At 47.3% G+C, this 14,369-nt stretch carries 16 protein-coding genes; 6 read left to right on the plus strand and 10 right to left on the minus strand.

The window, feature by feature from the left end; all coding sequences use genetic code 11:
* Positions 1–111: 111 nt before the first annotated feature.
* The 3 genes from Q0380_RS07385 to Q0380_RS07395 form a co-directional block, all read right to left on the minus strand.
* A complete protein-coding gene (locus tag Q0380_RS07385) occupies positions 112–315 on the minus strand; it encodes a hypothetical protein (RefSeq protein ID WP_298962069.1) in 204 nt (67 codons plus the stop codon).
* Between the two features lie 73 nt (positions 316–388).
* Complete coding sequence (locus Q0380_RS07390) at positions 389–1,129, minus strand: EI24 domain-containing protein (protein ID WP_298962072.1); 741 nt, start codon at positions 1,127–1,129, stop codon at positions 389–391.
* A 421-nt stretch (positions 1,130–1,550) separates the two neighbouring features.
* Positions 1,551–2,240 carry a dUTP diphosphatase gene (locus Q0380_RS07395; RefSeq protein WP_295153097.1) on the minus strand — a complete coding sequence of 230 codons (690 nt, stop codon included), beginning with the start codon at positions 2,238–2,240 and terminating at the stop codon, positions 1,551–1,553.
* Between the two features lie 80 nt (positions 2,241–2,320).
* Between Q0380_RS07395 and Q0380_RS07400 the strand changes: the two genes are divergently transcribed.
* Complete coding sequence (locus Q0380_RS07400) at positions 2,321–2,734, plus strand: hypothetical protein (RefSeq protein ID WP_177386822.1); 414 nt, start codon at positions 2,321–2,323, stop codon at positions 2,732–2,734.
* Positions 2,735–3,055: 321 nt separating this feature from the next.
* Here Q0380_RS07400 and Q0380_RS07405 read toward each other — a convergent pair whose 3' ends face one another.
* Positions 3,056–3,265: a 4-oxalocrotonate tautomerase family protein gene (locus Q0380_RS07405; RefSeq protein ID WP_298962076.1), complete on the minus strand. Its 210-nt coding sequence runs from the start codon at positions 3,263–3,265 to the stop codon at positions 3,056–3,058.
* 106 nt (positions 3,266–3,371) lie between these two features.
* Here Q0380_RS07405 and luxS point away from each other — a divergent pair, with 106 nt between their 5' ends.
* From luxS to Q0380_RS07420, 3 genes are all read left to right on the plus strand, one after another.
* Complete coding sequence (gene luxS / locus Q0380_RS07410) at positions 3,372–3,875, plus strand: S-ribosylhomocysteine lyase (protein WP_298962079.1); 504 nt, start codon at positions 3,372–3,374, stop codon at positions 3,873–3,875.
* Positions 3,876–4,456: 581 nt separating this feature from the next.
* Positions 4,457–4,795, plus strand: coding sequence for a cupin domain-containing protein (locus Q0380_RS07415; RefSeq protein WP_298962082.1), 339 nt, complete (start codon positions 4,457–4,459; stop codon positions 4,793–4,795).
* Between the two features lie 163 nt (positions 4,796–4,958).
* Positions 4,959–6,416: a DKNYY domain-containing protein gene (locus tag Q0380_RS07420; protein ID WP_298962085.1), complete on the plus strand. Its 1,458-nt coding sequence runs from the start codon at positions 4,959–4,961 to the stop codon at positions 6,414–6,416.
* A gap of 460 nt (positions 6,417–6,876) precedes the next feature.
* On the opposite strand, the gene mnmA is transcribed toward Q0380_RS07420, so the two are convergent.
* The 6 genes from mnmA to aroQ form a co-directional block, all read right to left on the minus strand.
* Positions 6,877–7,908: a tRNA 2-thiouridine(34) synthase MnmA gene (gene mnmA, locus Q0380_RS07425; protein ID WP_298962088.1), complete on the minus strand. Its 1,032-nt coding sequence runs from the start codon at positions 7,906–7,908 to the stop codon at positions 6,877–6,879.
* Complete coding sequence (locus tag Q0380_RS07430; RefSeq protein ID WP_297903198.1) at positions 7,905–8,510, minus strand: TIGR00730 family Rossman fold protein; 606 nt, start codon at positions 8,508–8,510, stop codon at positions 7,905–7,907. Before Q0380_RS07430 ends, mnmA begins: the two co-directional genes overlap by 4 nt.
* A gap of 115 nt (positions 8,511–8,625) precedes the next feature.
* Positions 8,626–9,843: a P-loop NTPase gene (locus tag Q0380_RS07435; RefSeq protein ID WP_298962092.1), complete on the minus strand. Its 1,218-nt coding sequence runs from the start codon at positions 9,841–9,843 to the stop codon at positions 8,626–8,628.
* Complete coding sequence (gene folK, locus Q0380_RS07440) at positions 9,825–10,361, minus strand: 2-amino-4-hydroxy-6-hydroxymethyldihydropteridine diphosphokinase (RefSeq protein ID WP_298962095.1); 537 nt, start codon at positions 10,359–10,361, stop codon at positions 9,825–9,827. Before folK ends, Q0380_RS07435 begins: the two co-directional genes overlap by 19 nt.
* Before the next feature lie 5 nt (positions 10,362–10,366).
* Positions 10,367–11,398 carry a M24 family metallopeptidase gene (locus tag Q0380_RS07445; protein WP_298962098.1) on the minus strand — a complete coding sequence of 344 codons (1,032 nt, stop codon included), beginning with the start codon at positions 11,396–11,398 and terminating at the stop codon, positions 10,367–10,369.
* A gap of 14 nt (positions 11,399–11,412) precedes the next feature.
* Positions 11,413–11,880: a type II 3-dehydroquinate dehydratase gene (gene aroQ, locus Q0380_RS07450; protein WP_005869936.1), complete on the minus strand. Its 468-nt coding sequence runs from the start codon at positions 11,878–11,880 to the stop codon at positions 11,413–11,415.
* A 171-nt stretch (positions 11,881–12,051) separates the two neighbouring features.
* Between aroQ and Q0380_RS07455 the strand changes: the two genes are divergently transcribed.
* Entirely contained in the window at positions 12,052–13,269 is a 1,218-nt protein-coding gene (locus Q0380_RS07455) for a metal-dependent hydrolase (protein WP_298962101.1), read from the plus strand.
* On the plus strand, positions 13,257–14,129 hold the full coding sequence (gene sppA, locus Q0380_RS07460) for a signal peptide peptidase SppA (protein WP_298962104.1): 873 nt from the start codon (positions 13,257–13,259) through the stop codon (positions 14,127–14,129). Before Q0380_RS07455 ends, sppA begins: the two co-directional genes overlap by 13 nt.
* Positions 14,130–14,369: the final 240 nt, after the last annotated feature.

The raw sequence follows: 14,369 nt of genomic DNA on the forward strand, positions 1-14,369 counted from the left end.
AGAATTTTAGAATTTTAGAATTTTAGAATTTTAGAATTTTAGAATTTTAGAATTTCGCGGCGCGCAGATTAATAGACAAATTAAAACGCGCCGCAGCAGTGGTGTTAGCAGCTAGTTCGCAGCGTCTTGAAGCTCTTCTTCGATCTCAGAGTTGCTTTTTACGACCATGCCTGAGCCGTGGATGACGCTAGGCATGCAGGATGTGCAGATATGCACCGCCTCGCCGTTTTTATGCGCCTTGATAAAGACCGCATTTTCATCATCGCTACTTTTTAGCGAACAAATATTGCAAATGTAAATATCGCCTGATTTCATAGAAATCCTTTCTTAAAAAATTTCGCACTATTTTATGAAAATTTCAAAATTTTTCATTGATTTTAGTTAATCTTTAGCGATTTTTATTGCGGACACTTTCGTCTATCAGCACTATGTGCGTCAAAAAGATGATGAAAAATAGCTGGAAAAATAATCCTACCAGCGGGATCAAACACAGCAGGTAAAAAATAAAAGCGCTTAGGGCAAATTTATATCCTCCACCCATTTTATAAGAGCGCTCGAAGCTTTTCGCGCTTAACGCGTTTGAAGCGACGTCGATTAGAACCAGCTTGTAATAGATATAAAAAAACGGCACGTTGATGATGAATAAATTTATTACCGGCACAAACAAAAATACCGAACATATAAATAAAATCGCTAAAAATTTTAAAATTTCAATGCTCATCAGCTTTAGCACTCGCGCCGTGCTCGCTTCGTCCGCGCGGCTTAGATGGTAGTGGCGCGCATTGATCTCTTTGGTGACTGCGGGCGTCAGAAATCCTGCTATGATAAGCGCACAAAACACGCTAAGCATCAGCACCGCAAAGCTAGCAAACACCGAAAAAATCGCGCCGATAATCCACTTCGTAGCAGCAAAGCTTAGAATTTTTGCAATTACCGGGAAGCGCTGTTCGTCCAAGAAGCTAAAATCGCCGCTTTGCGCGCCCTGCGAAAGCGCGTCAAAAAGCTCTTTGCCGCCGAAAAATGCGAGCGTGCCTAAGATTATGATCGAGCACACAAGTGGCAATAGCGAGAGCAAAATAAACTTGCGCGTAAAAAAATCCTGCTTCGCCAAATTAAAAATTCTACCCATGTATGCTCCTATTTGCGTTATTTTAGCGACTTTTGCGACGGAATTTGAGCTGAGCAATTTGGCTACCGCACGAAAGCGCCTCATTAATCCGCTCGCTTGGCTCATTCACTTTTTTTAACCGGCTCATCTTGCATTATAATACGAAATTTATGCTTTGATCGCTCGCCATCCCCGCGTTTAATCTGCTCATTTATAGTGCGTAAAGGGAGACCGCATCTAGCTATGTTTTTACCTGTTGTGAATATTTATTTGCTTGCTGCGCGGAATTTTGCCACTTATAAATAGGCTGACATTGCGTAAAATTTTAGGTACAAAACTGCAGAATTTCAAATCAAACCTCTTTTTTAAAATTTGCCTGCCGAAATTTTATAGATGGAATTTTAAAATCTTAAAGATAAATTTCGCAAGCAAATCCATGACTTTACTTCGTCGCGTCGTAGATCTTTTGCAATTGCTCGTAAATTTCGTTTGCGCTTACCGCGCCTTTTGATAGCACCTCTATTAGCACCTCGTTATCCTCAAGGTCTCCCCAGATTTTGCGGTAGTTGCCCTCTTTGTAGCCGTTATTTTGGCGGAATTTATTTAGCACGTTTTTGCCGATATATTTGGCAAAAAGTATGTCTAAGCTCACGCCACATTTAATCGCCACGCGAAAAAAATCGGTCAGCAGCTCGCCGATTTGCAGCTCAAATCCGCTTGTTTCGTGGATTATGAGCTCGATGTCGTTTACGATTTCGTAGATGCTGTATTCGCGCACATCGTAGGCGTAGGAGCTAAACTCCGCAAATCCGCTTACTGCCGTGACGTCGCTTACGATGTGGTCGATGTCTTTGCCGCCGTAATATTGCTCTAAAATATAGCTCATTACGAAGTGCCAAATATCAACGATCTCGATGACAATATTATTCACGTCCGGCGCTGCAGAGATATTTTTCCAATGCTTCCACGCAAAGCTATCGATGAGCTCTGCGCATTCCATGTAAATGCAGCGCTTCCAGTTGATAAGTTTGCCGTTTTTTGTATAGCCGTCCTCCCAGCCCACGCCATTTGTTTCGTCGTTTAGGGCTTGCTGCATCAAAAACATCTCTTTTACTTTTTTATAATTTTCCATAAAAATTCTCCTAATTTTGGCTCGCGATTATAGCTAATAAAAGAAAATCATTGTATAATTTAGCAAAAAGGAGGCTTAAAATGTGTGCCGCTCAGGATAAATTCGACGAGTTTTTAGGCAGGATGAAACTCCTATCTCTCGGAGTTTTGCGCAATAATCTGCCATATTGCTGCAGTGCATTTTACGCCTACGATCCGCAAAATAAGGAGCTCATCATCGCAAGCGCGAGCGACTCCGAGCATATCAAAGCAGTCTTTGCCAACCGCGGAGTTGCGGCTACAGTCGCGCTGGATACGAAATTTGTAGGTAGGATCAAAGGCGTGCAGATTTGCGGCCATATCCGTAGCGCGGATGAGCGCGAAACCTCGCTATATCTTAAGCGCTTCCCGTTTGCGCGCGCGATGGAGACCGATTTTTTTACGATCAGAATTGATTGGATGAAAATGACCGATAATACTCTAACTTTCGGCAAAAAGCTAATTTGGGAACGCTAGTTCGCTAATAAATCGTCTATTTATTTTTACGAAATTTTAAACTTTGCGAGGATTAAATTTTATCTGGTAAAATTTTTAAAACTTGCATAAATTCTATCTTGTCTATTTTTCAAAGAATTTCACTATTAGACCCGCTTTAAAATTTCCGCTCGGTTGGTTTTTTGAATTTTACAGCATGGAATTTAGCGTAAAATTTCATCTTGCAAGCGGGGATTATCGCAAATTTTATTCCCTTAGAAGCGGAGCCTGCCGCGTAGAATTTCGCATGAAAATTTTAAAATTCTAAAATTTGGCTTTTCAAATTTAGCTTGACGCGCGAGCTTAGCTCTGCCGCTTTCTGATTTCGCTTACTAGCTGCCCGCCGATCGCGTAGTCGTCAGTGGATATTTCGTCTATCGTAACGACCGTGGTTTTCTCGCCCCTACCCAGCACGGCTACGAGGGCGTCGGTGAGATTCTTGACGAGCCTTGCTTTTTGTTCACGACTTAGACCGCCATGCTCTTTGGTAATTTTGACGTTTATGTAGGGCATTAATTCTCCTTAAAATAAACGTAATTGTAGCCAAAATTTCGTCTGTGCGCCTGAAAGTGCGAAATTTTATGTTAAAATCGCCGCGATCTAAATTTAAGGAGAAAATATGCCATTGTTAGATAGTTTTAAGGTCGATCATACCCGCATGAATGCCCCGGGCGTGCGGCTCGCAAAGAGTATGCGCACCAAAAGCGGCGATAAGATCAGCGTCTATGATCTGCGGTTTTGCCGCCCGAATTTAGAGATCATGAGCGAGCGCGGTACCCACACGCTGGAGCATCTTTTCGCTGGCTTCATGCGCGAGCACCTAAATAGCGCGGACGTCGAGATCATCGACATCTCGCCGATGGGGTGCCGCACGGGCTTTTATATGAGCGTGATCGGCGCGCCTTGCGAGAGTGCCGTCGCGGCGGCGTGGAGCGCGAGCATGAAGGATATTTTAGGGGTGGGCTCTCAAGCAGAGATCCCCGAGCTGAATAAATTTCAATGCGGCACCTTCGCGATGCACTCGCTTGCAGAAGCTAAACAGATCGCGCAAAATGTGCTAAATAAAGGGATTGGCGTGATCAAAAACGACGAGATCGCGCTGGATCCAAGCAAGATAAAATAGTTTTGAAATTTAAGAGATAGCGCAAAATTCTAGCACTATCTCTTTGGGCACCGCTTGTTCCGCGATCAGTGTATAATGCACCATAAAATATTATCGTAAAATGTGCAAAAATTCGAGACGCAAAAATGCGTATCTGCTAAAACAAGCCAGAGGTAGCATATATTTATAAGCCGATTTAGCTTTATAAACCGACTTGGCGCTTGCCGTAAAGTCTGCGTCACGCGAGGTCTTTGATAAAAGCTACGATTTGGCTTTAATCTGGGTAGCAAAAGCGCGTAAGCAAAGCTCATATCAAATTTAATAAATTTATCTAGCAGAGCAGTTTTAAATTTAGAGGAATTTTTAAAATTCCGTCTTAAATTAAAGCCGAAATTCTATCCGCAAATACCATGCTTATGCGCCTCTTACTTTTAGATGCGATCTCAATCCTCCAAAAAATCGTATAGCAAAACGAGAATTTAGAGTTTTTATTTAAGGTTACGTTGCGAGTTTGGCGCTTGAAATTTCACTTTCGCTTCACGAAAAGGATGCTAAAATTCCGCCGAAACCGCACCGGATGCGGTGAACTTCAAGGAGAGAAAATGCAAAGAATTTTTCATATAAAAGATGCTATTTGTAGCGACGAGCGAGCCGTAAAAACGACATTTTTTACTACGGAAACCACTTGCAGCGCGGTTTGGATCGTCAAACGCGGCCAGGTCGTAGCGCCGCATATTCACCCCGGTGGCGATGATGTGTGGATCTGCTTAAGCGGACGCGGCGTGTTTTATCCGAGCAAGGGTGAGGAGGTGCCGATCTGTGCGGGTGATCTAATCATTTCCAAAAGCGGGGAGTGCCACGGTATGAAAAATACGGGCGATGAGGATTTTGTGTTTGCAAGCGTTACGGCGCCGATTCCGTGCGGCTACGAAGCGCTTTGAATTAAAATTTGCCAGAGATTTTGTGGTATTCGTAAAATAAATTAGCGCCGCAAAGAGTTGAATCAGAATTTGTCCGTAGCGTTAAATTTCATAAATTTAGCCGCGCTTTTGTACAATTTCAAGTGCCGCGCAATCTGCGGCGAGATTAAATTTGAGGCAAAAGATGTATGAAGATTTTACGCAAGAGCCAAAGGATGAGCGCGCGCAAAAGAAGCGCAAAGCTAGGGCGCGCAAGGTAGAAGCAGATCGTAAGCCGGCGCGAGACGCGCCTCGGGGCATGCCGCTTTGGCGCAAGATCGTGCTTGGCGCGATATTTGCATTTGCGGCTTTTAGCGTGCTCGCTCTGTTTGCGGTTATAAATTCCAGCGACGACTATTCGCCGCGGGACGATGAGCAGATCAAATACAGCGATTTTTACAAAAAAGGAGATGAAATTTACGCTCTCGTGGTGGGCGCGGGCTATTTTGCGATACCGGACGCGGATGCGGTGAGCTTTCGGGTTTTGGATTTCGGCTCCGGCTACCGCTCCAACGTCGCGGCGGATAAAAACGCCGTATATTGCGGAAATATCGCGATGAGCGAGCTAGAGCCCGCGCGCACGAAAGCCGTAGCGTTCGGATACGTAAGCGATGGGCAAGTTAGCTATTTTTGCGACGGCGAAGCGGTGCGGAACGACGCGTTGGGAGCGTTTAAGCTTACTTATGAAACCTTGGCGCATATCTTTTGGGATGCGCCCAAGCCGCAAAGCTACCTCTATAAATTTAAGCGAATGGACGCTGCGGATCTACGTCAAATCGCGGGTATGTATTACGCTGCGCAGGGCTCGCGCGCGTTTTATAAGGGAGAGGTTTTGCCCGGCGCTGATGCCGCGAGCCTGCGCCAGATAGAGGGAAGCGACGGCAGGGCGAGCGAAGTTTATTCCGCGGACGGCGCGAACGTGTATTTTAAAAACCTGCGCCTTGACGCGCGCGATAACGGCGGGCATTACGAACTTTTGAGGCAGTGGTTGGACTATTTTTTGTGGGATGCGAAAAGCGGCGACGTTTTTGCGAATGATTTAAAATTTGACCTCGCCGCCGCGCCCTATACTCCGCTAAATAGGCAGCTCGCGCACTCAAACCATCTGCTTTTTGCCTCCCCTGGCGGCATCTACTATTTCGACGAGAACGACGGAAAGCAAAAGCGCGCGGCAGACAATCCCTTCGCGGGCGAGATCCACGCGCTTAGCGGCAGCGTATTTCAAAGCGGCGAGCGGATATATTTTTTGGAGCGCGCGGATGTTTGGGGCGGTGGCCGCAGCACTCGCAGGCTGGTCGCTCGCAAAAGCGGACTTTTCGCGCTCGATCTGCCGCACGAGTGGCGTAAAGTAGGCGGCGTGCACGGCGGGCTATACGGCTGGGTCTATTCAAACGGCGGGCGATTTTTCTACTTCGACGATCTGGGCTCTTCGCAGCTGATAGATCGGTGCATTTATGAGATCAGAGATTTAAACTTGGTTGAAATTTTGCTTCAAAAAAGCAGCCTTGGCACGAGTAAAATTCGCGAGATGATAAAGAGCGGCGGGCTTGAGGCGGTGGACGGCGAGCTGCTTTTTGAGGTAAAGACGCGGGTGGAATTTTAGGGCGATTTGAGCACAATTCGAGCGCAGAAAGCGCTGCTAAATTTTAAATTTGATTTTGCGTAAATTCATGAAATTTAAGCGGCATTGCGGGCTTTGGCACGAACTTAGAATTTCATCGTAAATTCCTTTAGATCGAATGCGCAAATTTCGTTTCGCCATATCGCGACGGCACACGAAGCTTTTATATTAGTCACGATATTTGCGGCGTGATGTGCTTAAGTAAGGCATCGCCGTAAAATTTTATTCTCGGTGTGGGACACACGGCGCCAGAGCATAAATTTAAAAGTCTCAAATCGCAAAGCCGAACGCACAAATTTGGCGCCTAGGCTTGCGAAATGAAATTTAGAGGCGCGGATTTAAAAGCGTAAATCTCTTTTTCGATATGAAATTTAACAAAGCAAGCGCGATCAAAGCGCCGTTTTGCAAATTCGCGGGCTTTAAGTGAAGCAAAAACAAAGCGCTATTTTATAAATCCACTTGCTACTACTCGGTCGCGCTCGTCGTAAAAAACCGCGAGCTGCGCCGGAGCGATGCCCGCTGCGGGCGAGGACAGCACGGCATGCACGCCGCCGTCTTCGCGCGGCAAAATTTTAACGGGAAGTTTGGCGCTGCGGTAGCGGATCTTAACGCCGAGGCCATGCATATTTAAAATTTCATCCCTGCTTAAAAAGGCGTTAAAATTTTCGGTGTCGAACTCGTAGGTCGCCAGCTCATCCTTGCCGCCCACGACGATCTCGTTTTTGTGCGGGTCGATGCTTAGCACGAAGTGCGGCTCATGCGCGCCGTGCACCGTAAAACCGCGGCGCTTGCCGATCGTGTAGTGCATGTAGCCCTCGTGAGTGCCGATGGCGTTGCCTGCGCGATCGCGCACGATGCCGGGCATTTTGGTGTCCGTATGACGGTTCAAAACGTCGATGTAGGTGGTGTCCACAAAGCAGATCTCGCTGCTTTCGCTCGCAGAAGCGATCTGCGAAAGCTCCGCATAGGCGCGCGCAGCCTCTTTGACGTCCTTTTTATACATCCCTCCAAGCGGAAAGAGCATAAACTTAAGCGCGGCAGGATCGATGTTTGCTAAAAAATAGCTCTGATCTTTGCTAAGATCTATAGCGGCTTTTAAAAGCCCGTCCTCGATACGGACGTAATGCCCCGTAGCTAGGCGCTCAAAGCCCCGCTCGCGCGCGAATTCCAAGAGCTTACCGAGCTTTATGCGGCGGTTACACAGCGCGCACGGATTTGGCGTAAGACCGCCGATATAGGCCTGCACGAAGGGCTCGTAAACGTCGCGATTAAAATCCTCCTGCAGATCCAAAATGTGGATTTTTATACCCAAAAACTCGCCCACCTTGCAGACTTTGGCGATGTTTGCTTCGTGATAGCCGGGCTTTGCGTGCAGCTTCATATAGCAGCCCTGCACCTCGTGCCCCGCGTCTTGCAGTAGCTTCGCGCACATTGAGCTATCCACGCCGCCGCTCATCGCGACTAAAATTTTCATTCGTTCTCCTTACGTCGCACATCTGCCAAAATTTCATCCACGCTGTCGCAGAGTTTGAAATTTTGCAGATCGCTTTCGTTTATCGCGCCAGATTTTAGCAGCGAAGTGCGGAAAAACTCCATTAGCGGCGCGTAGAATTCCTCGTCGTAAAGATAGATCTGCGCGCGTTTAAAGCCCGTCTGCACCAGCACTAAAATTTCAAAAAATTCATCCAGCGTCCCAAATCCGCCAGGAAAGATGACGAAAATTTCGCTGTTTTCGATGAGAGCGCCTTTGCGCGGCGCAAATGCCGAAAATTTCGCGCCCTGCGTCAAAAAGCCGTTGCTTTTTTGTTCAAACGGCAGCATGATGTTAAAGCCCACGCTGTGCGTTCTTGCTCTCGCAAATGCGCCTCGGTTGGCGCCTTGCATAATGCCGCCACCGCCTCCGGTGATGATCGAGTATCCTAAATCGGCAAGCCCCTCGCAGAGCTTTTGCGCGTCTTTTACGTAACGATTATCCTCGCTAAAGCGCGCCGAGCCGAAGATCGTGGCGCTTTTGCCCACGTTTTTGAGATTGTCGCGGGCGATTTTGATGTCTTTTAAAATTTCTTTTAACTGCATGATTAATCTATCTTTTATGTATATTATTTAAAATTTTAGTTTTAAGAATACCATTAAATTTTTAAAATTCCGTTTAAAATGGCAGAATTTACGTGATTTAAAATCTCGTCGTAAATCATACTAGGTTGCTAAGCTTTCGTAAGAATCCGCCGACGCCGCGGTAAGCGCTCATATCGATCGGCTCGCAGCCCTGCTTGCTCAAAAATCGCGAGACGCTCTGTCTAAGCGCGATGGTAGCTGGCGAAAACGGATAGTGCGAGTTAAAAAGCGCGCGATTTTGTGAGCAGATGGCTACTTGTTTGCAAAACGGCACAAAGCCTAGCAGTTTAAAGCCCAGTTCGCTTATATTGCGGTGTGCAACCGACTTTAGATTGTCGTAGATCATAACGGCATCATCCTCGCTTGCGGTGAAATTTAGCAAAAACAAAACCTCTTTTTTGCTCGCTCCAAGCGTCTTTAAAAGCGCGTAGGTGTTGCTGATCGAGCAGGGTTCGTTCGCGCACAGCACGATATTTTCGTCGCCGATGCTCAAAAAATCTCCAAGATACTCAAGCCCCACATCGATCAAAATAAAATCGAAGATTCCCGCCTCTTTCAGCTCGCTTGCGAAGCGAGCGGGGCTTTCGTGAGCTTTTGCACTCGCGGAATTTCCTGCTTCTTCTGGATTTGATGAGCGGGTGGAATTTTTCATTTCATCTTCACTCGCGGAATTTTGAGAATTCTCGTCAGGGATTGAATTTTGCTTGGTGAAATCGTCGCTTTTAAAATTCTCTAGGCTTTTTGATTCTGTAAAATTCCATCCATCTTCGCAATTCTGCGGCTTTTTGGCTGCACAATTCGTAGAATTTTTTGCAGCGTTTGTTATTGAATTTGAAGCGGCGGAATTTTCTGAGTTGTTTTTGCCATCAGAGTTCGTGAGTTTTTGCGCGTAATTGTGCGAGCTGAGACTTTCGTCGCCTTCCCGGTTTTGTGCGCTACCCATAGAATTTTGCATGACGCAATCGTCTGCGCTAGAGCTTGCGTTTTTGATGGAATTTTGCGCCGCAGAATTCGTGCTATTTGTAGAATTTTGTGAAGACGCGGGATTTTGTGAAGCAAGTGCGGGCGAGACAAGCGTTAAATTTTGCGAAATTTTTATTGCGATGGCGCTTGGTAGCGAAATCCTCTTTCTTTGCAAAGCGTTTAAGATGATCTCCTGATTGTTTAAATTTGGCGCTTCTATGATCGCCGTGCGGTAGCCCTGCTCGCTTAGAATTTCGGCGAAATTTGCTGCAATCACGCTCTTGCCGACTCCGCCCTTGGCGCTTAAAAAATTTACGATTTTAGTTTGCATATCAGTCCTCTTTTAAATTTCATCTCTCCAAGTGGCAAAATCACGCTTATGCGCTCGCAAACACCCGGATGCGGCAGCGCGAGCCGTTCGCAGGCACGCACCTTTGCGCTTGTGTATAAAATATCCACGTCCAGCGTGCGCGGCGCGTTTTTGAAGCTTCTTTTGCGTCCAAATCGTAGCTCTGCGCGCTGCATAATTTTAAGCAATGTAAGCGGCGACAGAGAGCTTTGCACGAGCATTACGGCGTTTAAAAAATCGGGCTGATCTAAAAAGCCGAACGGCTTGTTTTTTAAGATCAAGGAATTTTGCGCTACGAAAAAGCGCGCATCGCTTTGCAAAACGCGATAAAATCGCTCGAAGTGTCGCCTGACATCCCCTAAATTCCCGCCGAGCCCGAGCAGGTATAAATTTTTAAAATTTCCGCGCTCGCGGCGCCTCATCGGGAAAACTGCGCTTTTTACGACGCATAGCGCGTCCGCGCACTCGTAAAATCCGTTTTTCTTAAGTCGCACATTCATCGGGTCTACTCGCTTAAAATTTCAGCCCCGTTTTCGCGCACGACCACGACGTCCTCGATACGCACGCCAAACTCGCCGGGCAAGTAAATCCCAGGCTCCACGCTAAAGACCATACCCTCTTTTAGCACGGTATCTCCGCGCTTTGAGATGAACGGAAGCTCGTGGATATCGACTCCGACGCCGTGCCCCGTGCTGTGGAAAAACGCTTCGCCAAAGCCCTGTCTCGCGATAAAATCCCTAGCCGCCGCGTCGATCTCGCGCGCCTTTTTGCCGGGCATAACCGCCGCGATCGCCAGAGCTTGCGCCTCTTTTACGATCTCGTAAATTTCTTGCCGTTTGGCGTTTTTAAAATTTTGCTCCTTGCCGAAGTTAAAATTTTCGTCAAAGTACGCCGTGCGCGTCCTATCCGAGCAGTAACGATTAAATTTAACCCCCGCGTCAAGCAGGAGTAAATCGCCATATCGCAAGCGCTTTTTACCGGGCAATGCGTGCGCCTTTGCGGCATTTTCGTTGATCGCGACGATAGGCGAAAAGCTAAGCGCGAGCTCGCCCTTTTTTTTAAAGATAAGCTCGGCGTTAAAAAACAGCTCCTCTTCGCTCATGCCTTCGCCCTCGGCGCGCACGAACGCGGCAAATTCGTCAAATCTTTCCGCACCTAACTGCGCCGCTTGCTTTAAAATTTTTATCTCATCCTCTGATTTTATTATGCGCGAAATTTGCGAAAAATTCGCCCGCGCCTTAAATCTTATCCCAAGCCCCTTGCTCAGAGCTTCCCACTCGCCCGCACTAAAATCGTACGGGTTGTAGCTAAGCTCCTTTATGCCGGCCTTTCGCAAAAACAGCCGCGTGTCTTTTATCAAATTTCGCTCGACCTCGATAACCTCGGTATCTTGGCAAAGTTCGCGCGCCTCGATACTATAACGCGCATCGGTGAGGAAAAATTTGCGCCCACCAAGACTTAAAAATATCGCGTTGTCGCAGCTGTATCCGCACTCGCGAAATACGGCGTTTTCGTCCTTTAGGATAAAATTTTTCAAATTTAATCCCAAACTTATTTGGCTTTCTGTTCGGCTCTGGCAGCTTTGATCTGCTCAAAGATTTGAATCATTCCGATCATCGCCAGATGGTATCCCACGGGACCGAAACCGATAATCTGACCTGCAGTTACGGGTGCTATTAAACTTTTTTGTCTAAGCTCCTCTCTGCGAGCGATGTTTGAGATATGCACTTCGATCACGGGCAGACTGACTGCGGCGAGCGCATCGCGGATAGCGAGCGAAGTGTGCGTGTAGGCGGCGGGATTGATGATGATGCCGTCGCAGGTGCCGAAGCACTCTTGGATCTTATCGACGATCTCGCCTTCAAAATTGCTCTGGAAAAACTCGATCTCGTTGCCGCTCTGATCGGCGACCGCCTTCATCTGCTTATGGATATCCTCCATCTTCATAACCCCGTAAATAGCGGGCTCGCGCATACCAAGCATATTGATATTCGGTCCTTGAATCACCATAATTTTCATTTTTGTGTCCTTATTTTGAAATTTAAGCGAAAATTATAACCAAAGCGAGCTTATTTTTTACTATGACGCCAAATTTACCCGTTCAAGCTAAACGATAAAATTTTATCTCTAAATTTAGCGCGAAATAGAATTTTATGCTAAAATCACGCGCTGTTTTAGATAAGGAAAACGATGAGAATTTTAAGGGCGAAGTGGGTTCTTGTCTGCGATGAGAATTTTAAAATTTTAAAAGAGGGCGCGATCGTCTTTGATAAAAAGATAATCGAGGTCTGCTCCTTTGCAAGCGCGGCGCGCAAATACCCGCAAGCCGAAATTTTAGACTTTAGCGGCGACATAGCGATGCCTGCGTTTATAAATCCACACGTGCATTTGGAATTTAGCGCAAACAAAGGCACGCTGCGCTACGGCGATTTTTTGGACTGGCTAGGTAGCGTCATCGCCTCCAGGCAGCAGCTGGACGCCGCGGCGCGCGGACGGCTGATCTTGGAGCAGATCGCCGCGATGATGCGAAGCGGCGTGGGCACGATCGGCGAAATTTCAAACTTCGGCGGCGAGGCTGAAGCTTGCGCGCAAAGCGGCATTAGAACCGTATTTTTTAATGAAATTTTAGGCGCGAGCAAGGAGGTTGCGGCGGAGAATATTTTGAAATTTAAGCAGCGCTTTGAGCGCACAAAGGCGCTTGCAAGCTCACTTTTTATCCCCGCCGTGTCGGTGCACTCGCCGTATTCGACGCATCCGCAGATTACGGAGTTTGCGACGAAGCTTGCCCGCGAAAACAGACTTGCTATAAGCACGCATTTTATGGAGAGCGCGTATGAGCGGCAGTGGCTGCGCACGGGTCGCGGTAAATTTAAAGCCCGGCTTGCTAAATTTAACCCAACGCCTGCGCCTTTTTACTCGCCGCAGAGCTTTGTAGCGCATTTTAACGGGCTTCGCACGCTTTTTACGCATTGCGTTTGGGTGGATGATTTTAGCATCTTTGATCCGAAGCTTCACTCGATCACGCACTGCGCGCGCTCCAACCGCCTACTTAGCAAGAAGCGGCTAAGTTTTAAAAAGCTGCTCGCAAGCGGGCTTAATTACAACATCGCTACCGACGGGCTTAGCTCGAATTTTAGTCTAAGCTTTTTAGACGAGCTGCGTGCAAATTTAATGATGCACGACGAGCTGGGCTTGGCAGAACTAGCGCGGGCGTTACTTTTAGGCGCGACGAGAAATGCGGCAGCCGCGCTTGGGTTAAGCTTAGGTGAGCTGAAAGAGGGCAAACTCGCCGACATCGCCGTTTTTGAAGGCATTGAGTGCGATGAGGATCAGCTGCCGCTCCAGCTCATTTTGCAGAGCAAAAACGCAAAATCACTTTTTATCGAAGGAATGAAATGCAATTTCTAAAGAACATCTTTGCGCCGATCGGCGCCGTGCTCGGGTTTATCAATAAATACTTTAAATCCTTGATTTTTCTGCTTATTTTGTTTTTGATTTTCGCTAGCGGCGAAAGCACGCAACAAAAGGGCGCGAATCTCGCTCAGCTTTCGCTAAGCGGCGCGATAATGGACGATAGCGAAATTTTAGAAAAGATCGAAACCCTGAAAAACGACGAGGCGATCAAAGGAGTGCTTCTGCTGATCGATAGTCCCGGCGGCGCACTAAGCCCTAGCGTGGAAATTTCGCTGGCTATCAAATCCCTAAACTCGCGCAAGCCGGTCGTTGCTTACGCCAAGGGCACGATGGCGAGCGGCAGCTACCTAGGCGGCGTGTGGGCGAGTAAAATTTATGCAAATCCGGGCAGCTTCATCGGCTCCATAGGCGTTATCATGCAGGGCTTAGACGTGAGCGAAGCTGCCGCTAAGCTAGGCTTTGCCGAACAGATCGTCAAAGCGGGCGAGCTCAAAGAAGCGGGCACGATGATGCGAAAATGGAGCGACGCGGAGCGCGCAAGCCTCCAAGCTCTGGTGGATGAGAGCTATGAGCTATTTACGCGCGAAGTGGCGCAGGCGCGCTCGCTGGATCTTAGGAAGCGCGATACGTGGGCGAATGCGCGAGTATTTTTAGCTAGCGGCGCCAAAGGCGTCGGGCTCATCGACGAGGTGGGCTCTTTAGAGGATGCTAAAAGCGCGCTCGTAAAGGCTAGCGGCGTAGCAGATCCGATCTGGCAGGAGCCCTCGGCGTATGAAAAGATGATGGATAAGCTAGCAAATAAAAGCGAGAGTTTGGTGCGCGGCGCGTTCGGCGCGAAGCTGATGGCGTATTAGAATTTTAGAAATTTCGTAGAAATTTTAAAATATGAGGGAATTTTAAAAGTAGAATTTTGTATGTAGAAGCTACACCGGGTTTGATTACTTTTAAATTTCCTCGCTTTTTCATTTGGCGTTTCTTTAAAATTTTACCCTTTTTGTGAATTTTTCTTTGTTTAAGAACTCCTCATTTTTCTACCAATTATTCAGCCCCCTTTAAGCATCACTCTTGTATAATCACAATTCTGTTTCGCACCG

This window comes from uncultured Campylobacter sp., assembly GCF_937959485.1.
Lineage (GTDB): Bacteria > Campylobacterota > Campylobacteria > Campylobacterales > Campylobacteraceae > Campylobacter_B.

What these genes read in the sequence shown, in the direction of transcription:
- Q0380_RS07405 (WP_298962076.1), bottom strand. Translation starts at nt 3,265, where the DNA reads ATGCCCTACATAAACGTCAAAATTACCAAAGAGCATGGCGGTCTAAGT.
- Q0380_RS07395 (WP_295153097.1), bottom strand. Translation starts at nt 2,240, where the DNA reads ATGGAAAATTATAAAAAAGTAAAAGAGATGTTTTTGATGCAGCAAGCC.
- sppA (WP_298962104.1), top strand. Translation starts at nt 13,257, where the DNA reads ATGCAATTTCTAAAGAACATCTTTGCGCCGATCGGCGCCGTGCTCGGG.
- Q0380_RS07385 (WP_298962069.1), bottom strand. Translation starts at nt 315, where the DNA reads ATGAAATCAGGCGATATTTACATTTGCAATATTTGTTCGCTAAAAAGT.
- Q0380_RS07420 (WP_298962085.1), top strand. Translation starts at nt 4,959, where the DNA reads ATGTATGAAGATTTTACGCAAGAGCCAAAGGATGAGCGCGCGCAAAAG.
- folK (WP_298962095.1), bottom strand. Translation starts at nt 10,361, where the DNA reads ATGAATGTGCGACTTAAGAAAAACGGATTTTACGAGTGCGCGGACGCG.
- Q0380_RS07400 (WP_177386822.1), top strand. Translation starts at nt 2,321, where the DNA reads ATGTGTGCCGCTCAGGATAAATTCGACGAGTTTTTAGGCAGGATGAAA.
- Q0380_RS07435 (WP_298962092.1), bottom strand. Translation starts at nt 9,843, where the DNA reads ATGCAAACTAAAATCGTAAATTTTTTAAGCGCCAAGGGCGGAGTCGGC.
- aroQ (WP_005869936.1), bottom strand. Translation starts at nt 11,880, where the DNA reads ATGAAAATTATGGTGATTCAAGGACCGAATATCAATATGCTTGGTATG.
- Q0380_RS07390 (WP_298962072.1), bottom strand. Translation starts at nt 1,129, where the DNA reads ATGGGTAGAATTTTTAATTTGGCGAAGCAGGATTTTTTTACGCGCAAG.
- mnmA (WP_298962088.1), bottom strand. Translation starts at nt 7,908, where the DNA reads ATGAAAATTTTAGTCGCGATGAGCGGCGGCGTGGATAGCTCAATGTGC.
- Q0380_RS07415 (WP_298962082.1), top strand. Translation starts at nt 4,457, where the DNA reads ATGCAAAGAATTTTTCATATAAAAGATGCTATTTGTAGCGACGAGCGA.
- luxS (WP_298962079.1), top strand. Translation starts at nt 3,372, where the DNA reads ATGCCATTGTTAGATAGTTTTAAGGTCGATCATACCCGCATGAATGCC.
- Q0380_RS07430 (WP_297903198.1), bottom strand. Translation starts at nt 8,510, where the DNA reads ATGCAGTTAAAAGAAATTTTAAAAGACATCAAAATCGCCCGCGACAAT.
- Q0380_RS07455 (WP_298962101.1), top strand. Translation starts at nt 12,052, where the DNA reads ATGAGAATTTTAAGGGCGAAGTGGGTTCTTGTCTGCGATGAGAATTTT.